The following is a 17599-nucleotide window of genomic DNA, read 5'->3' on the forward strand; positions in this document are numbered from 1 at the left end:
CAGATGAGCCAGAACGTTTACCAGTTTATCGACCTTCAGCGTGTTGATCCGCCAAAGAAACCGCTGAAGATCCGTAAAATTGAATTTGTTGAAATCTACGAGCCGTTTTCAGAAGGCCAGGCCAAAGCACAGGCAGACCGCTGCCTGTCCTGCGGTAACCCTTACTGCGAATGGAAGTGTCCGGTCCATAACTACATCCCGAACTGGCTGAAGCTGGCCAACGAAGGGCGTATTTTTGAAGCCGCCGAGCTGTCTCATCAGACCAACACCCTGCCGGAAGTGTGCGGCCGCGTGTGCCCTCAGGATCGTCTGTGTGAAGGCTCCTGTACGCTGAACGACGAGTTTGGCGCGGTGACCATCGGCAACATCGAACGTTATATCAACGATAAAGCGTTCGAAATGGGCTGGCGTCCGGATATGACCGGCGTGCGTCAAACCGACAAGCGCGTGGCGATTATTGGCGCGGGCCCGGCAGGCCTTGCCTGTGCGGACGTGCTGACCCGTAACGGCGTGAAAGCGGTGGTCTTTGATCGCCACCCGGAGATTGGCGGCCTGCTGACCTTCGGTATCCCGGCCTTCAAGCTGGAGAAAGAGGTGATGACCCGCCGCCGCGAAATCTTCACCGGCATGGGCATTGAGTTCAAACTGAACGTGGAAGTGGGCCGTGACGTGCAGCTCGACGACCTGCTGAAGGATTACGACGCCGTGTTCCTGGGCGTGGGTACTTATCAGTCCATGCGCGGTGGCCTGGAGAACGAAGATGCGCCGGGCGTGTACGACGCGCTGCCGTTCCTGATTGCCAACACCAGGCAGATCATGGGCTATGGTGAGACCGCCGATGAGCCGTTCGTCAGCATGGAAGGCAAACGCGTGGTGGTGCTGGGCGGCGGTGATACCGCGATGGACTGCGTGCGTACCTCCATTCGTCAGAACGCGGCGCACGTCATCTGTGCTTACCGTCGTGACGAAGAGAACATGCCGGGCTCTAAGCGCGAAGTGAAAAACGCGCGTGAAGAGGGCGTGGAGTTCCAGTTCAACATCCAGCCTCTGGGTATTGAGGTGAATGCCAACGGTAGAGTGAGCGGCGTGAAGATGGCGCGCACGGAGATGGGCGCGCCGGATGCGAAAGGCCGTCGTCGCGCGGAGATCGTGGCCGGTTCTGAACACGTGATCCCGGCTGACGCCGTGGTGATGGCGTTTGGTTTCCGTCCTCACAGCATGGAGTGGCTGGCGAAGCACAGCGTAGAGCTGGACTCTCAGGGCCGCATAATTGCGCCGGAAGGCAGCGACAACGCGTTCCAGACCAGCAACCCGAAAATCTTCGCCGGTGGCGACATCGTTCGCGGCTCTGACCTGGTGGTCACGGCGATTGCCGAAGGCCGTAAAGCGGCTGACGGGATCATGAACTTCCTGGAAGTGTAAGCCCCTCTGACTCCCCGGCAGAAGCATAAAGCGGAACGCTGGGGAGCCTGTTTTCAGTAGCCTGCCCTTAAGTTAATGATACCTTTTTAAGCAAAAAAGCAGCGCAAACCCTGACGTAAACGTTTGCTTTCATGTAAAAACTGTATATTATGCGGCGGATTTTTTGGCCAAAATTCAAGGAGGCGTTGTGTCGCAAGATAACAATTATAGCCAGGGCCCCGTCCCTCTGGCGGCGCGGAAAGGCGTGATTCCACTCACTTTTGTGATGTTAGGGTTAACCTTTTTTTCCGCCAGTATGTGGACCGGAGGTACGCTCGGTACCGGTCTTTCCTATAATGATTTCTTCCTCGCAGTTCTCTTCGGCAATCTCCTCCTCGGTATTTACACTGCTTTTCTTGGCTACATTGGCGCAAAAACCGGCCTCTCAACCCATCTTCTTGCGCGTTACTCGTTCGGTATAAAAGGTTCCTGGCTTCCCTCCATGCTTTTAGGCGGTACGCAGGTAGGATGGTTTGGCGTCGGCGTAGCGATGTTTGCCATCCCGGTGAGTAAAGCCACGGGCATCGACGTCAATATCCTGATCGCGGTATCCGGTCTGTTGATGACCATGACCATCTTCTTTGGTATCTCAGCACTGACGATTCTGTCGATCATCGCCGTTCCCGCGATAGTTATCCTCGGCAGCTACTCCGTCTGGCTGGCGGTGCACGGCGTGGGCGGGCTGGATCATTTAAAAGCGATGGTGCCACAGACCCCGCTCAATTTTTCAGGCGCGCTGGCGCTGGTCGTCGGCTCCTTCATCAGCGCCGGAACGCTGACCGCCGACTTCGTCCGCTTTGGGCGTAACGCGAAAGGCGCCGTGGTGGTGGCAATGGTGGCGTTTTTCCTTGGCAACTCGCTGATGTTTATCTTCGGTGCGGCAGGCGCCGCGGCAGTTGGACAGGCGGATATCTCGGACGTGATGATCGCTCAGGGGCTACTGCTGCCCGCCATTATCGTTCTCGGCCTGAACATCTGGACAACCAACGACAACGCGCTCTATGCGTCGGGTCTGGGCTTTGCCAACGTGACCGGCCTTTCCAGCCGCACGCTGTCGGTGGTTAACGGTATTATCGGCACGCTCTGCGCGCTGTGGCTGTACAATAACTTTGTCGGCTGGCTCACCTTTCTGTCGGCGGCGATCCCTCCCGTCGGTGGGGTGATTATCGCCGACTATCTGATCAACCGCCGCCGCTACGCCAGCTTCCATAGCGCTACCTTTGTGCCGGTCAACTGGGTAGCCATTCTTTCGGTCGCGCTCGGCGTGGCTGCCGGGAATATTATTCCCGGTATAGTGCCGGTGAATGCGGTCCTCGGCGGCGTATTCAGCTACCTTCTGTTAACCCCCTTAGTCAGACGTACCTTTGCTACCGCCCCGGAGGCTCCCCATGCAGAATAATACCCTCACCATTCGTCAGGCCCGTTTACAGGGGCAAGAGGGGTTATGGCAGATCGCAATTGAAAACGGGCGCTTTAGCCGTATTGAACCGCAGGACGAGGCATCGTCACCTGCGGGCCAGGTGCTTGATGCTGAAGGCGGGCTGGTCATTCCCCCTTTCGTTGAGCCGCATATCCATCTGGATACCACTCAAACGGCTGGTGAACCGAGCTGGAACCAGTCTGGTACCTTATTCGAGGGGATTGAGCGCTGGGCTGAACGTAAGGCGCTGCTCACCCACGAAGATGTTAAGACCCGCGCAATGCAGACGCTGAAGTGGCAGATGGCCAACGGCATTCAGCATGTGCGTACTCACGTTGACGTCTCCGATCCCTCGCTGACGGCGCTGAAAGCGATGCTGGAAGTGAAGCAGGAGGTCGCCCCGTGGGTCGATCTGCAAATCGTGGCGTTCCCCCAGGAGGGCATTCTTTCTTATCCCAACGGTGAAGCGTTGCTGGAAGAGGCGGTGCGTATGGGGGCGGACGTTATTGGCGCAATTCCGCACTTTGAATTTACCCGCGAGTATGGTGTGGAGTCGTTGCACAAAACCTTCGCACTGGCGCAGAAGTACGACAGGCTGATCGACGTACACTGCGACGAAATCGATGATGAACAGTCGCGCTTCGTGGAAACCGTCGCCGCGCTGGCGCACCGTGACGGGATGGGCGCGCGCGTTACCGCCAGCCATACCACAGCGATGCACTCCTATAATGGCGCCTACGCGTCCCGCCTGTTTCGTTTGCTGAAAATGTCGGGCATCAACTTCGTCGCCAATCCGCTGGTGAACATCCACCTTCAGGGCCGCTTCGACACCTATCCTAAGCGCCGCGGCGTAACGCGCGTGAAAGAGATGCTGGAGGCGGGGATCAACGTCTGCTTTGGGCATGATGACGTTTTCGATCCGTGGTATCCCCTGGGCACCGCCAATATGTTGCAGGTGCTGCATATGGGTTTACACGTCTGCCAGCTGATGGGGTACGGGCAGATTAACGACGGGCTGAATCTGATCACCACCCACAGCGCGAAAACGCTCAACCTGCAGGACTACGGCGTGAAGGTGGGTAATTCTGCGAACCTGGTTGTTTTACCGGCCGAAAATGGCTTTGATGCGGTTCGTCGCCAGACGCCTGCGCGTTATTCTGTTCGTCACGGGCGGGTTATCGCCGAGACGGTACCCAGCCAGACAACGCTGCATCTGACGCAGCCGGAAGCGGTAACCTTTAAACGGTAATTATCGCTTCAGGAAATCTCATCCGGAGACGTATCAGCCTGTTTACGCTTTATCAGGTCTACAAATCGCAGCCTCTTTGCAGACCTGGTAAGCGCGGCGCCAGCGGTGAACTGGCGTGTCTATTTTCGATATTCTTTTACAGAAAAGAGATTATAAATAGACCAGCGTAATCACCGCCTCGCCGTCCAACTTGATCTCTTGCCCGCTGCCAAGCCCGTTGGCGACTGCGGCACTCACCTGTAGCGGAACAACCGCCGATGAGATCGGCTGCGGAATATCCGTGCCTTTTTGCACAAACGTATAGAAAAAGTCCTGCTGGGTCGGCAAGGGCAATAGCGTCGTGCGCGTCCATGGACCATTTTTGGTCGCGGCCCCGGCGATCTCCACCTGAACAGCGGCACTTTCGTCGGCTGCCGTCACGCCTGCCGCGTTAATTTGCACCCCATAACTGCCAATCGGCTTCTGCTCGCTGGTCAATCCTAAACCAAACAGGCGGGTCGTATCACGCACATAGGCACCGTTATTTATCTGGAATTTTACCCCTTCTTGCCCGGATTTATCTTTGCCAACGACCACGGAACTGGCGCGGGTATCACGCGCGGTAATCGCAACTCCCGTAGAAGATTCACACGTCACCGATAGTGTAAGATCGCGAGTACCAAGCTGTGTGAATGCGCTGGAGGAGAGCGACCCCGCATAGCGCGTGCCGAAATCTGCCACACCGCCATTGCTCAACGCCGGTGTACAGGCGGCAGCGTCAACGGTGACATCCACATCAATATTGACCGTATCAGTTGCCCATACCGCTGACGCGGCAGACATTCCGCAGAGTAATAGCGCTATACGCTTTTTCATTGTACATCCATCCTTACGCGTAAATTTCCGCGCCACACTTCTCTGTCCGTAATATGGTTACTTTTGAAGCGCGGTTTGATGGTAAGCGTGACAGACGCCGTTTTTCCCCGCAGCTCCTGACCGTTGATAAACGCAATCCCTTCGTTAAGCGCTGGCGCGATCTCTCTCACGCCGCCATTGGTAACCCACGGGTCGCCGGCATGGATAGCCGCCAGATTGACTGTACGATCGTCCACCGTTGCCTGCGCGGCAGTAACGCGCATGACGCCGTTATCACCAAAACCAAATTCATGCCCTTTCGGTACGTTACTGCCCAGAAAGAGACGAATACGCGACGGTTCATCGCATATCACGTTCAGGACAATCTGTTTCTCCGGCATCTCAATCAACCTGTTCCCTTCCGCCTGGCGCTCTGCGGCACTCATACGGCCATAGCTGAGTTTTTGCTGGCTTGATACTAACTGGCAGTCAGCCATAGCATGCAGAGAAAACGCCATTGCGCACACGGCTAAAAAAAGCGCCTTCATTTACACACCTCATTGACAGTTTCATAGAATGTATCGGTATTTGCCTCTTTCGGAAGCTTCAGACCAAATGCACAGGTGCCGTTATCCAGTTTTGCCACCACCTGTTGAGCAGGTTCAACATCGTTAAAAAAGACCACGCCGTCATCCACTGAGGTCGTAAGATAATTTCCGTGCGAATCCTCAAGGGCGATCCCTTTCGGCAGCTTTTTACCGTTTGCCAGGGTAACGTTCACCAGTGCACGTCGCTGGGTTAACGCAGTAAAATCAAGATGCCCTACCGCTCCTTTGCCAAGCGTGACGACACGGGTTCCATTCCCGATATCCATATTTTTCGGCAATGTTTCCGTATCCACTTCTACCCGCGCTGGGCGCCAGGCTCCCACTGACGGTACCACTGCCTGACCACGGAAGTCGGTCCATACCGGCCCCTGGGGCGTGTCAATCCTCACACCGGAGACGGGTTTATCCAGAGCAGCGATCGCGAACGTGTCGCGGATCGCCCATGGAGAGAACGTAACGCCTTGTCCATGAACCGCGATGCCCCCCTGTAGCGATCCTGAATAGCTGCGGCTATTCTCGTTATCCGAACTGGCGCTCAGGCCAAGCTGCGTATAGTGAAGGTTGCTGCTTATCCCACCGTTTACATTATCGCGATTCGTGGCCTGATCGTGTTCAGCTCCCAGCGACCAGGATGTGGTATCACTTACAACGCCAAGCGCAGAGGCGCCATACCGCGTTTTATGGTCATCATGACGGCTGTACAGGCTAACGCTATTGCTGGCACCAAAAGGAATACTGAGGTTGACGTAGAACAGATCGCCATCATCCTCATTCTCCTCATCTGCACTCAACTGATGTTGCCAGTTCATGGAAATCGTGGCGTACTTGAATGACTTGTTCCAACCCGCAGAGATGAAGCGGGAATCATCTGACTTATCATAACCCTGCGTTTGGTAGTAGCTGGTGCTAAGCGTGCCTAAGTAGGGCACACTCCAGGTCAGCCCGGCGGAATACTCATTTTTATTACCGCTGTCGAAATCATCATCCAGTGCTTCAAAAAGTTCGCGATAGTCTTGCGATTTATGCGTAACAGAGGCGTTAGCCCCCATGCCAAATGCGGGGTCAGAACTCCATGTTGCCGATAGCGTGTACCTCTGCCCTTTCAGTGAATCTTTCGAATCGTTGGACTGGTTCGCCTGGAGTGAAACAAGCCAGGCTGGTAGCGGCACTGTATCAAGGCTGGTGGCGACAGCCTGGTAATCTTCGCCTACGATTGAGCCTGCGTTGAAATTCACCCGTTCGCTTAGTTTCCAGCCTCCAGAAAGGCTGGCTACCCATGGCGTTTCACTATAGCTATCGCTCACTCGTCCCAGCGCGAAGTGATATCCTGAAGGCGCCCCTGCGCTCTGGTTATACAGCGCTGCGGGCACCACATAGCTGTGCTGGCTGCCATCGGTTTCCACTACCGTCACGTTCAGATCGCTAACGCCGTTACGTACCGGCACATCGGTGAGATTAAACGGCCCGACCGGTACCAGTGTGCTGTACACCAGAACATTTTGCTGACGCACTTCAATACGGGCCTGAGGCGTATTGGCGATACCGGACACGCTCACTCCGCTACCCCCCTGTTGTAAGGCGCTCTCCGGTGAAAGCTCGATACCATAGATTCCCGTACCCTGAAGAAGGGAGTTATTGATATTGACCTCGCCCGCCCGTAGGGTACTTTTCAGGGGGACAAAGGTATGCTGCAAATAGGTCGATGAGTTATTACTTTCAAATTCTCCGTCGCTCCGGCTCAGCAGTTGCTGTGTACGTAAGATCCAGTCGTCGAAATTGACCCCACCGTCCAGCATGGCCTGTGAATAGTCAGAGTGCCCGTCACCAAACTCATTGCGCGAGGAGAGAAGAGAATAATTCAACAGCGCAGCAGTGCCACCGGAAGTATAAGCTCCGATATCCGATTCGCTGTTTGCTACCCGATCCGCCGGTACAACCAGACTTAGAGATTCTTGCGCAGGCGAAGCCTCCACAATAGCGCTCGGGATATGACCGGTATAATCGTAGCAGCCGGACTCATAGTCAGAGGGAACTTTTAATCCTGCCTGCTCCATAAAAGGTTTGTCGAAACAGAGATCGCCGTTGTTGTCGAAACGAGCAATAACGTTGCCTTTATTATCACCATTCACCTTCAGAGCGACGGAAACGCTACCCGGTAAATACTTCGTCTTGCGGGAGAAATAATTTGATACGTCCGGGTTTATCCCCAGTGAACGAAGCGTTTCCTGATCAAAATTAATGGCAGCAGTCTCCATCTGCTGAGCCATCGCCTGGCCAGAACAGACCAGGCCAATGAGACAGGCGAGTAACGTTTTTTGCTGCATATCCTTTGCTGTCCTTATAGAGGCTTACTTCAAATCTGTAGTAAAGCGATCCCCTTTATAGCCGTAACGACTCGCCGGATAGAATTCAACTTTATTATCAGAGAAATTTGGTAATGTTGTTTTTATCGAGGTGTGAGGAAGGATGTAGGTCTTATCCAGCACACCCGCTTTTCCTGAGGGTAATGTTTTAAAGGATGCCGTTATACGAACAACGTAATCGCTGGGATTGTTGATAACCAGGCCATCTCCCTTTTTGTTCCATGTCAAAAATTTCCATGGCTGCGTCTCCTCAGGTAGACCCGCAGGATGAATTACAACAGGAAGATCCTGGCGGATAGTCAACGCAACTTTATCTTCTCCTTTCTCCTTTGGAGGAATGCCTTCGAACGTGACGCGTTTAAGTTCTTCATACTTCATGGGTTTGCTGGTTTGCAGCAGAAAACGCATTCGCTGTGTTTCCCCGGCGTCGACACGGACTACAGGTTGAGAAACGATTAAACGAATAGATTTATCGCTATCAGGTAAATCTACAATGTTTGTATAAAGCAATGCAGGTTGCGAATCCGTATTTTTAACATTCATACTGGCTTCGCCTTTTTGTGCATCGACTAATAAAACCGATGTTTCTGGAACCATACCGGTGGCACAACACTTTGTCGCTACAGCCAACAACGCAAGATATAAAATTTTCTTCATGACTTTCCACTCACATAAATAAATAAAAATCATACCGGCATTATTTTTATTATTCTTGCGGCAGAGAAAGCTATTTTAATGCAAAAAAAGCGTGACAATGGCTTTTAAATACTCTAACCATTGCCACGTTAATTAAGCGTTAAATTATTAGAGATATACCAGACTAATGGTTGCGTTACCGTCCAGCGTAATTACGTCAGTCGTACCTAATACCGAGTTATCCTGCACTGCAGAGGTAACCAGCAACGGCACGCTAAGCTGTTTGAAGGCTTTTGGCTGCGTGGTACCGGCTGTTGCTACGGTATTCGCTTTTTGGTAGCCCGTGCAGCCATTAAGCGAGCAGAGGTAACCCAGGCCTGGCGCAACTTTCTCCCAGGAACGCTGACCTTCAGTGATGCTCCCTGTTACCAGGGTGTCAACATTCGCGCCATCCGCTGTGACCGCTTCAGTATTGATGGCAACGGTGTAAGCACCAATGCTCACGCCAGCGGTGGTTTTACCCAGACCAAAGGCACCAGCGGTGTTGCTGAAGTCTGATTTATCCGTACCGCTACCTGCGATAAACGCGGTTGAAGACAGGTTAACGCGACTGTCCAGGCGGTTATCGGTGGAGGTAAAAGCAACGCTCATGTTGCTTTCGCAACTGATATTTAGCGTGATGCTTTTCTGCCCCAATTGTACCAGCTTGTTTGTCGCACCGGTCGGTGCAATATTTTGGTTCAGTACCGTTCCATAATCTACAACGCCGCCATCAGGCAGGGTCGGCGTACATGCAGCCGGGTTAATCGTACCGACAACTTTCAGCGTAACATCGTTAGCGGCCTGGGCAGCAAAAGCGGATAAACCGAAGGCTACGGCGACGGTTGCTGCCGAGAGTACTTTTTTAAATTCCATTATTTTCATTTCCCGATTTATTTTCTACAGCATTTAGCAATAACGAATATCAAAGATAAACAAGGCTCAGCGTGGCATTACCGTCAAGCGTGATAGTATCGCCTGTACCCAATACAGTGTTGTCCTGAAGCGCAGTTGTAATGCGTAACGGCATATTCATAACTTTAAAAGCTTTTGGTGTGGTGGTTCCCGATGCAGCAGCCGTAAAGACACGTGTCTGGCCTGTGCCACTGTTAACTGGTGCAAAAGCACCCGTACTGGATTTTACCCAGGTATAATTTGATGTATCGGTACCTGTGGCTGCAATGAGATCAGCGACAACACCATCTGTTGTTGTATTAACGGGATCTGCTGCAATGACATAGGAGCCAATATTCACACCCGCACTCGTTTTACCCAAGCCATAGGCGTTTCCTGAAGCGTTAGCATTTACATTATCGAAAAACCCATTTTCAATATAAGCGGCGCTCCCCAGGCCCACACGAGTATCATGGCGGTTATCCGTAGAAGTCACCCCAACGCTGGTATCGCTGTCACAGGTAATAGTGAGAGTAATACTTTTAGCCCCCAACTGAACCAGTGTATTCGCCGTGCCAGTTGGATTGATGGTAGAAGCTGGCATTGTGCCATAATCTACCACTCCACCGTTTGGCAGTGAGGGTACGCAGGAACCAGGAACGATATTACCAATAACTTTCAACGTCACATCATTAGCCGCGTGTGCATTTGACATGGCGAGGGCTGCACAAATAGCAGCAGATGAAAATAATTTTTTAAAAGTGATATTCATAATTTGTCCTTAAAAGAAAATCCGTTTTTGTTAACGCACATATATATTTTCACAGGGTGATATCGGATACAATCAAATTAAAATAAAACATTATTGAAGATAAATTTAACTGTCCTACAGAAAATAACCCAACAAGATTAATCCCATGCCAATTAATAGACCGATATCTTTTGCAAAGACACAAGTTTTTTAGAGAGTAATTTTATGCAGAAAATAAAAAAACCTGCACAGTTGTGCAGGTTCGGAAAAAATATTGTGCTTTATGAAGTTTATTTGACGACACGGAGTGCCGGACGACCACCGCGCGGAGGCGGATCGTCATCAGGGTCATTGTCGTCGTGATGGTCGGGTTTATCGCCATCAATCACAGACATTACCGTGTCGCTTTCACGTTCATCGGATGTCCCATCATCGTTCAGGCTGGCGACCTCTTCATCATAAGCCGCTTCCGGTTCGAACATGGTACCTGCACCGTTTTCACGGGCGTAGATAGCCAGAACCGCAGCCAGCGGAACGGAAACCTGACGCGGCACGCCGCCGAAACGCGCATTAAAGCGCACTTCGTCGTTAGCCAGTTCCAGGTTACCCACTGCACGTGGCGCAATATTCAGTACAATCTGTCCGTCGCGTGCGTATTCCATTGGAACCTGCACGCCCGGCAACGTCACATCCACAACCAGGTGCGGCGTGAGCTGGTTATCCAGCAGCCATTCATAGAAGGCGCGCAGCAGATACGGACGGCGTGGTGAAAGTTGTGACATTTCCACAGTCATTAGCCTCGGCCGAGACGCATTTCGCGCTCCGGTTCAGTTAAGGATGCCAGGAAAGAGTCGCGTTCGAAGACGCGAGTCATGTAGCCTTTCAGCTCTTTCGCGCCAGGACCGCTGAATTCTACGCCCAGGGTTGGCAGGCGCCACAGCAGCGGTGCCAGGTAGCAATCTACCAGGCTGAACTCATCGCTCAGGAAGAAAGGTTTTTGACCAAATACCGGCGCAATCGCCAGCAGCTCTTCACGCAGCTGTTTACGCGCAGCATCCGCTTCTGAAGAGGAACCGTTAACGATAACGTTCATCAGCGAGTACCAGTCTTTCTCGATACGCTGCATGTACAGGCGGCTTTCACCACGCGCAACAGGGTAAACAGGCATCAGCGGCGGATGCGGGAAACGCTCATCCAGGTATTCCATAATGATACGGGATTCCCACAGGGTCAGCTCACGATCCACCAGCGTCGGTACGCTTTGGCTCGGGTTGAGATCGATCAGATCCTGAGGCGGGTTATCCTTTTCCACATGCTCGATCTCAAAACTGACACCCTTCTCGGCCAGCACGATACGAACCTGATGGCTATAAATGTCAGTAGGACCAGAAAACAGCGTCATTACCGAACGTTTGTTGGCAGCGACAGCCATGAAAACCTCCAGGTATATTCAGAATTTTTACTGCTACCAGCCCAACGGGGCCAGCCAGATGATGTATCGCCCATCCCAGAGAAAACACATTGTTCAAGAATCGAACAAAAATCGAGTATTCACCGATATTTGGGCATAAAATTGGATGATAGTTTACCAGATTTTGATGGCTTTGTGGTGAGGGGATGCCGGAAATGTGGAAAAAGAGAAGATATATGAAATGTTACTGTGGATAACCTGCGCATTATCCATAAAAAAACCCGCCGAAGCGGGTTTTTCGCCAATCGTTCTGCGTAAGCAGAATAGATTAACGTTTGGAGAACTGTGGACGACGACGTGCTTTACGCAGACCCACTTTCTTACGTTCAACCTGACGAGCGTCACGAGTAACGAAGCCAGCTTTACGCAGTTCAGAACGCAGGGATTCGTCGTACTCCATCAGCGCGCGGGTGATACCGTGACGGATCGCACCTGCCTGACCGGAGATACCACCACCTTTAACGGTGATGTACAGATCCAGTTTTTCTACCATATCAACCAGTTCCAGCGGCTGGCGAACTACCATGCGGGCAGTTTCGCGACCGAAGTATTGTTCCAGAGAACGCTGGTTAATTACGATTTTACCACTGCCCGGTTTAATGAAAACGCGAGCTGCGGAACTTTTGCGGCGACCAGTGCCGTAGTATTGATTTTCAGCCATTGCCTATAATCCCGATTAGATGTCAAGAACTTGCGGTTGCTGTGCCGCGTGGTTGTGCTCGTTGCCTGCGTAAACTTTCAGTTTACGGAACATAGCACGACCCAGCGGGCCTTTTGGCAGCATGCCTTTAACCGCGATTTCAATCACACGCTCAGGACGGCGGGCAATCATCTCTTCAAAGGTCGCTTCTTTGATACCACCGATGTGGCCGGTGTGGTGGTAGTACATTTTGTCAGTACGCTTGTTGCCGGTAACAGCAACTTTGTCAGCGTTCAGAACGATGATGTAATCACCGGTATCAACGTGCGGAGTATATTCCGCTTTATGCTTACCGCGCAGGCGACGAGCCAGTTCAGTAGCCAGACGGCCCAGAGTTTTACCGGTCGCGTCAACAACATACCAGTCGCGCTGTACGGTTTCTGGTTTAGCTGTAAAAGTTTTCATTAAAAGCTTACCCAAATAATAAGTTACACGTTGGTGAACACCCAAACGTTTAGTCAGTTGAGGTTCACACGACAAAGTCCGGCAAACCTACCCCTTCGAATAGCACATGCCGACACATAGAAAGTTTCGGGAAAAAAACCTTCTCGTAACGTGGGGTCGCAAGATTATAGAGAAGTTGAGGTCAAAGATCGACCCTTAAATGTGATTTGGGATGGGTTTTTCGGGGTTGCGTACTGTGCGGTCTGGTGCCCTCACCCCCAGCCCCTCTCCCACAGGGAGAGGGTAGCGTTTGTTAAGGCCTGGTGCCCTCACCCACAGCCCCTCACCCACGGGGCTGAGGGTAGCATTTATGGCATATGCTCACGCTTAAGGTACTCTTCGCTCTGCATCTCTTGCAGGCGCGACAGGCAGCGCTGGAACTCAAACTTCAGGCGCTCGCCCTGATAGATCTCATATAAAGGCACCTCGGCACTGACTACCAGCTTGACGTGGCGCTCATAAAACTCGTCCACCAGCGCGATGAAGCGGCGCGCTTCGCTCTCCATGAGTGGGGTCATGACGGGCACATCCCATAACATAACGGTATGGAACAGACGCGAAAGCGCAATGTAGTCATGCTGACTGCGGGCGTCCACGCAGAGCGTTGCAAACGAGACGGCCAGCGTCTGGTTCTCTACGCCAAGCGTCGGCAACGGACGATGATTAATCTCCAGCGCTGGTGCGTTATCCCGCGGCGCCCCTGCCAGCGCCAGCCAGAGTTTATCCATCTCGCTGGCTGTGTCGGCGTTCAGCGGTGAAAGCCACAGGTGCGCCTGCGTCAGCGTGCGCAAACGATAGTCGACGCCAGCGTCGACATTCATGATGTCGCAGTGCTGCTTAATGGCATCTATGGCTGGCAGGAAACGCGCCCGCTGGAGACCGTTGCGATAAAGCTCATCCGGCGGGATATTTGAGGTCGCCACCAGGGTGATCCCACGCGCAAACAGCGCTTTCATCAGCCCCCCCAACAGCATCGCGTCCGTAATATCGGAAACAAAGAATTCGTCGAAGCAGAGTACGTCCGTTTCCGCCTTGAAGCGGTCCGCCACGATTTCCAGCGGGTCGGTTTCGCCCTGGAGCGCCGTCAACTCCTCATGAACCCGCAGCATAAAACGGTGAAAGTGCAGACGCTGCTTACGCGTGCCGGCCAGGCTCTGGTAGAACATGTCCATCAGCCAGGTCTTACCCCGCCCAACGCCGCCCCACATATATAAGCCACGAACCGGTGCGTTTACCGTGGGCTCTTTTTTGCCCAGTAAACGGCCGAATGCCGCCTTCAGCCCACTGCTCTGCACCGCATCGGCGGGTTTCGCCAGAAGCTCCTGGTAAATCGTGTCCAGGCGGTTTACCGCTTCACGCTGGACATCATCCGGCTGGTGTGTGCCCTCACTCAGGGCGAGTTGGTAACGCGATGATGGGGACAGGTTTTGCATGATGTTATTGTTATTCCTTTAGTTAAACCTCATCAGCGCGCGTGGCTGATGAAAAAAAGGCCGTTCTACACTACGCGATGATACGTCAGGATTCCACTTCTGCGGAAATAGCGGTTATAGTGGCATAATCAGGCACAGGCAGGAGCCGAGCCAACACCCTACGGAACAACAAGACAACGGGAGAAGTTCATGACCTGGGAATATGCGCTAATCGGTTTAGTCGTCGGCATCATCATTGGTGCTGTGGCCATGCGTTTCGGTAACCGCAAATTGCGTCAGCAGCAGTCACTGCAATACGAACTGGAAAAGAACAAAGCCGAACTGGAAGAATACCGCGAAGAGCTGGTCAGCCACTTTGCCCGTAGCGCTGAGCTGCTGGACAACATGGCGACAGATTATCGCCAGCTCTACCAGCACATGGCGAAAAGCTCCAGCAGCCTGCTGCCGGAAATGACCGCGGAGAGCAACCCCTTCCGCAATCGTCTGGCGGACTCTGAGGCCGGTAACGATCAGGCACCGGTTCAGATGCCACGCGACTATTCAGACGGCGCGTCCGGCCTGCTGCGCGGTGGCGTAAAACGCGATTAATCGCACAACCTGAATAAATTTTACGGGCGCACCCTATGCGCCCGTCCTTTCTTCCCGTCCCCAGCTATTATTTAGTCAAACACCTCCATTGTTCAGCGGTTGAAAATTCAATAACATCAAGATGTTTTTGGGGCCGTTCTTTTTCATTCCAGGATACGAGAGTCAGCATCGATGAAGAAAAAAAACCAGCTGTTGAGCGCCTTAGCGTTAAGTGTCGGGTTATCTCTCTCGGCGTCCTTCCCCGCCAGTGCGGCACTACCTTCGCAGGTGCCAGGACAAGAAGCCATTCCCAGCCTTGCGCCGATGCTTGAAAAAGTCCTGCCTGCGGTAGTCAGCGTTCAGGTGGAAGGGACGGCACGCCAAAGCCAGCGTATTCCCGAAGAGCTGAAGAAATATTTTGGCGAAGAGGCGCCGGATCAGCAGGCTCAGCCGTTTGAAGGCCTTGGTTCGGGCGTGATTATCGACGCGGCCAAAGGCTATATCCTGACCAATAACCACGTGATCAGCCAGGCTGATAAAATCAGCGTTCAGCTGAACGATGGCCGGGAGTTTGACGCCAAACTGATCGGCGGTGACGATCAGAGTGATATCGCCCTGCTACAGGTGCAAAACCCCAGCAACCTGACCCAGATCGCCATCGCCGATTCCGATAAGCTGCGCGTGGGTGATTTTGCCGTCGCGGTCGGTAATCCGTTCGGTTTAGGGCAGACCGCCACCTCCGGGATTGTCTCTGCCCTGGGGCGCAGCGGCCTAAATCTCGAAGGGCTGGAAAATTTCATCCAGACCGATGCCTCCATCAACCGGGGCAACTCCGGCGGTGCGCTGCTTAACCTGAACGGCGAACTGATCGGCATTAATACCGCTATCCTCGCACCAGGCGGCGGCAGCATCGGAATTGGTTTTGCCATTCCGAGTAACATGGCGAAAACCCTGTCTCAACAGCTGATACAGTTTGGCGAGGTTAAGCGCGGGCTGCTGGGCATTAAAGGCATGGAGATGAGCGCTGATATCGCCAAAGCCTTTAAGCTCAACGTCCAGCGCGGGGCGTTTGTCAGCGAAGTGCTGCCCAACTCAGGATCTGCGAAAGCGGGCGTGAAATCCGGTGACGTTATTGTCAGCCTGAACGATAAACCGCTGAGCAGCTTCGCTGAATTACGTTCGCGTATTGCCACCACGGAGCCTGGCGCTAAAGTGAAGCTGGGCCTGATCCGCGAGGGCAAACCGCTGACCGTGGAAGTGACACTGGACAAGAGCACTTCCTCTTCCGCCAGTGCAGAACAGATCTCCCCGGCGCTACAGGGCGCAACGCTGAGCGACGGTCAGCTTAAAGACGGCACGAAAGGCATTTCTGTCACTGCCGTTGAGAAGAGCAGCCCGGCCGCGCAGGCAGGTTTACATCAGGACGACGTGATCGTGGGCGTGAACCGCACTCGCGTGCAGTCTATTGCCGAAATGCGTAAGGTGCTGGAGAGTAAACCGGCGGTCATTGCCCTGCAAATTATCCGTGGCAACGACACCCTCTACATTTTACTGCGTTAACCATTTGCGACTCCGGGCATCGCCGCTGCGTGTGATGTCCGGATAACTCATGTTATGCTGCAAACCGTTCCTTTTTTAACGACACACGCATCATGCTTTTAAAGCTCTTTCGTTCAATTGTCATTGGTTTGATCGTTGCCGGTCTGCTGCTGGTGGCTATGCCATCTTTACGCCAGTTCAACAAACTGTCGGCTCCTCAGTTCGACAGCACGGATGAAACGCCTGCAACGTACAATCAGGCGGTACGCCGTGCCGCCCCCGCCGTGGTTAACGTCTATAACCGCGGGCTTAACAGTTCCGCTCATAACCAGCTGGAGATCCGCACGCTCGGTTCCGGTGTGATCATGGATGACCGGGGTTACATCATCACCAATAAACACGTGATCAACGATGCCGACCAGATTATCGTCGCCTTGCAGGATGGCCGCGTGTTTGAAGCCCTGCTGGTGGGGTCGGACAGCCTGACCGATCTGGCGGTGCTGAAGATCAACGCCACGGGCGGTCTGCCGACTATCCCGATTAATCGCAAACGAACGCCGCACATCGGCGATGTGGTGCTGGCGATCGGTAACCCGTACAACCTGGGCCAGACCATCACTCAGGGGATCATCAGCGCGACAGGTCGAATTGGACTGAACCCGTCAGGGCGGCAGAACTTCCTGCAAACCGATGCCTCGATCAACCACGGTAACTCCGGCGGTGCGCTGGTGAACTCTCTGGGCGAACTGATGGGCATTAACACCCTCTCCTTCGACAAGAGCAACGATGGCGAAACACCGGAAGGGATTGGCTTTGCCATTCCGTTCCAGCTGGCGACCAAGATCATGGACAAGCTGATCCGCGATGGCCGCGTGATCCGTGGCTACATCGGTATTGGCGGGCGTGAAATCGCGCCGATGCATACGCAGGGCGGTGGTATCGATCAGATCCAGGGGATTGTGGTCAACGAAGTGGCACCTGGCGGCCCGGCGGCCAATGCAGGTATCCAGGTGAACGACGTTATTCTTTCCGTCAACGGCACGCCGGCGGTCTCTGCGCTTGAAACGATGGACCAGGTGGCGGAAATTCGACCGGGCTCTATCATCCCCGTAGAAGTCATGCGTAATGACAAGAAGCTCACGATTCAGGTCACCATCCAGGAATACCCGGCCACTAACTGACGGGCATAA

17 protein-coding genes are annotated in these 17599 nt (G+C 53.4%); 6 read left to right on the forward strand and 11 right to left on the reverse strand.

Features of this window, described 5'->3' with window-relative positions; genetic code table 11:
• Positions 1 to 3 precede the first annotated feature (3 nt).
• The 3 genes from gltD (at position 4) to ACQG11_RS06505 (ending at position 4130) form a co-directional block, all read left to right on the forward strand.
• Positions 4 to 1422 carry a glutamate synthase subunit GltD gene (gltD, locus tag ACQG11_RS06495; RefSeq protein ID WP_032626441.1) on the forward strand — a complete coding sequence of 473 codons (1419 nt, stop codon included), beginning with the start codon at positions 4 to 6 and terminating at the stop codon, positions 1420 to 1422.
• Between the two features lie 187 nt (positions 1423 to 1609).
• On the forward strand, positions 1610 to 2860 hold the full coding sequence (gene codB, locus ACQG11_RS06500) for a cytosine permease (RefSeq protein ID WP_058677027.1): 1251 nt from the start codon (positions 1610 to 1612) through the stop codon (positions 2858 to 2860).
• Positions 2850 to 4130 carry a cytosine deaminase gene (locus tag ACQG11_RS06505; RefSeq protein ID WP_426728264.1) on the forward strand — a complete coding sequence of 427 codons (1281 nt, stop codon included), beginning with the start codon at positions 2850 to 2852 and terminating at the stop codon, positions 4128 to 4130. The genes codB and ACQG11_RS06505 overlap by 11 nt, the downstream gene beginning before the upstream one ends.
• Before the next feature lie 150 nt (positions 4131 to 4280).
• Here ACQG11_RS06505 and ACQG11_RS06510 read toward each other — a convergent pair whose 3' ends face one another.
• The 11 genes from ACQG11_RS06510 to zapE form a co-directional block, all read right to left on the reverse strand.
• Positions 4281 to 4985 (reverse strand): DUF1120 domain-containing protein, encoded by a 705-nt coding sequence (locus ACQG11_RS06510; RefSeq protein WP_022649546.1) that lies wholly within the window; start codon positions 4983 to 4985, stop codon positions 4281 to 4283.
• Complete coding sequence (locus ACQG11_RS06515; protein ID WP_022649547.1) at positions 4982 to 5512, reverse strand: hypothetical protein; 531 nt, start codon at positions 5510 to 5512, stop codon at positions 4982 to 4984. Before ACQG11_RS06515 ends, ACQG11_RS06510 begins: the two co-directional genes overlap by 4 nt.
• A complete protein-coding gene (locus ACQG11_RS06520; protein WP_271075431.1) occupies positions 5509 to 7896 on the reverse strand; it encodes a fimbrial biogenesis usher protein in 2388 nt (795 codons plus the stop codon). The genes ACQG11_RS06515 and ACQG11_RS06520 overlap by 4 nt, the downstream gene beginning before the upstream one ends.
• A 24-nt stretch (positions 7897 to 7920) precedes the next feature.
• On the reverse strand, positions 7921 to 8592 hold the full coding sequence (locus ACQG11_RS06525) for a fimbria/pilus chaperone family protein (RefSeq protein ID WP_022649549.1): 672 nt from the start codon (positions 8590 to 8592) through the stop codon (positions 7921 to 7923).
• 147 nt (positions 8593 to 8739) lie between these two features.
• Positions 8740 to 9486, reverse strand: coding sequence for a DUF1120 domain-containing protein (locus tag ACQG11_RS06530; RefSeq protein WP_022649550.1), 747 nt, complete (start codon positions 9484 to 9486; stop codon positions 8740 to 8742).
• Positions 9487 to 9535: 49 nt separating this feature from the next.
• Positions 9536 to 10276, reverse strand: a complete 741-nt coding sequence (locus tag ACQG11_RS06535) for a DUF1120 domain-containing protein (protein ID WP_022649551.1) — start codon at positions 10274 to 10276, stop codon at positions 9536 to 9538.
• A 269-nt stretch (positions 10277 to 10545) separates the two neighbouring features.
• Positions 10546 to 11043, reverse strand: a complete 498-nt coding sequence (gene sspB / locus ACQG11_RS06540; RefSeq protein ID WP_032622090.1) for a ClpXP protease specificity-enhancing factor — start codon at positions 11041 to 11043, stop codon at positions 10546 to 10548.
• Between the two features lie 5 nt (positions 11044 to 11048).
• The gene (sspA, locus tag ACQG11_RS06545) at positions 11049 to 11687 is read right to left on the reverse strand and encodes a stringent starvation protein SspA (RefSeq protein WP_003860438.1); all 639 of its coding nucleotides are present in this window, start codon (positions 11685 to 11687) and stop codon (positions 11049 to 11051) included.
• A 307-nt stretch (positions 11688 to 11994) separates the two neighbouring features.
• Positions 11995 to 12387 carry a 30S ribosomal protein S9 gene (rpsI, locus tag ACQG11_RS06550; protein ID WP_003860436.1) on the reverse strand — a complete coding sequence of 131 codons (393 nt, stop codon included), beginning with the start codon at positions 12385 to 12387 and terminating at the stop codon, positions 11995 to 11997.
• A gap of 15 nt (positions 12388 to 12402) precedes the next feature.
• The gene (gene rplM / locus ACQG11_RS06555) at positions 12403 to 12831 is read right to left on the reverse strand and encodes a 50S ribosomal protein L13 (RefSeq protein ID WP_003860434.1); all 429 of its coding nucleotides are present in this window, start codon (positions 12829 to 12831) and stop codon (positions 12403 to 12405) included.
• Between the two features lie 347 nt (positions 12832 to 13178).
• A complete protein-coding gene (gene zapE, locus ACQG11_RS06560; RefSeq protein WP_426728265.1) occupies positions 13179 to 14303 on the reverse strand; it encodes a cell division protein ZapE in 1125 nt (374 codons plus the stop codon).
• A gap of 189 nt (positions 14304 to 14492) precedes the next feature.
• Here zapE and zapG point away from each other — a divergent pair, with 189 nt between their 5' ends.
• The 3 genes from zapG (at position 14493) to degS (ending at position 17590) form a co-directional block, all read left to right on the forward strand.
• Complete coding sequence (gene zapG / locus ACQG11_RS06565; protein WP_022649554.1) at positions 14493 to 14891, forward strand: Z-ring associated protein ZapG; 399 nt, start codon at positions 14493 to 14495, stop codon at positions 14889 to 14891.
• 171 nt (positions 14892 to 15062) lie between these two features.
• The gene (degQ, locus tag ACQG11_RS06570) at positions 15063 to 16430 is read left to right on the forward strand and encodes a serine endoprotease DegQ (protein ID WP_022649555.1); all 1368 of its coding nucleotides are present in this window, start codon (positions 15063 to 15065) and stop codon (positions 16428 to 16430) included.
• A gap of 92 nt (positions 16431 to 16522) precedes the next feature.
• Positions 16523 to 17590, forward strand: coding sequence for an outer membrane-stress sensor serine endopeptidase DegS (degS, locus tag ACQG11_RS06575; RefSeq protein WP_003860430.1), 1068 nt, complete (start codon positions 16523 to 16525; stop codon positions 17588 to 17590).
• Positions 17591 to 17599: the final 9 nt, after the last annotated feature.

Origin of the sequence: Enterobacter cloacae complex sp. 372C4 (assembly GCF_050030615.1) — a bacterium.
GTDB lineage: Bacteria > Pseudomonadota > Gammaproteobacteria > Enterobacterales > Enterobacteriaceae > Enterobacter > Enterobacter intestinihominis.

Coding starts and splice junctions, on each gene's coding strand:
- gltD (WP_032626441.1), top strand. CDS start 4: ATGAGCCAGAACGTTTACCAGTTTATCGACCTTCAGCGTGTTGATCCG.
- ACQG11_RS06505 (WP_426728264.1), top strand. CDS start 2,850: ATGCAGAATAATACCCTCACCATTCGTCAGGCCCGTTTACAGGGGCAA.
- ACQG11_RS06510 (WP_022649546.1), bottom strand. CDS start 4,985: ATGAAAAAGCGTATAGCGCTATTACTCTGCGGAATGTCTGCCGCGTCA.
- ACQG11_RS06515 (WP_022649547.1), bottom strand. CDS start 5,512: ATGAAGGCGCTTTTTTTAGCCGTGTGCGCAATGGCGTTTTCTCTGCAT.
- ACQG11_RS06520 (WP_271075431.1), bottom strand. CDS start 7,896: ATGCAGCAAAAAACGTTACTCGCCTGTCTCATTGGCCTGGTCTGTTCT.
- ACQG11_RS06525 (WP_022649549.1), bottom strand. CDS start 8,592: ATGAAGAAAATTTTATATCTTGCGTTGTTGGCTGTAGCGACAAAGTGT.
- ACQG11_RS06530 (WP_022649550.1), bottom strand. CDS start 9,486: ATGGAATTTAAAAAAGTACTCTCGGCAGCAACCGTCGCCGTAGCCTTC.
- ACQG11_RS06535 (WP_022649551.1), bottom strand. CDS start 10,276: ATGAATATCACTTTTAAAAAATTATTTTCATCTGCTGCTATTTGTGCA.
- sspA (WP_003860438.1), bottom strand. CDS start 11,687: ATGGCTGTCGCTGCCAACAAACGTTCGGTAATGACGCTGTTTTCTGGT.
- rpsI (WP_003860436.1), bottom strand. CDS start 12,387: ATGGCTGAAAATCAATACTACGGCACTGGTCGCCGCAAAAGTTCCGCA.
- rplM (WP_003860434.1), bottom strand. CDS start 12,831: ATGAAAACTTTTACAGCTAAACCAGAAACCGTACAGCGCGACTGGTAT.
- zapE (WP_426728265.1), bottom strand. CDS start 14,303: ATGCAAAACCTGTCCCCATCATCGCGTTACCAACTCGCCCTGAGTGAG.
- zapG (WP_022649554.1), top strand. CDS start 14,493: ATGACCTGGGAATATGCGCTAATCGGTTTAGTCGTCGGCATCATCATT.
- degQ (WP_022649555.1), top strand. CDS start 15,063: ATGAAGAAAAAAAACCAGCTGTTGAGCGCCTTAGCGTTAAGTGTCGGG.
- degS (WP_003860430.1), top strand. CDS start 16,523: ATGCTTTTAAAGCTCTTTCGTTCAATTGTCATTGGTTTGATCGTTGCC.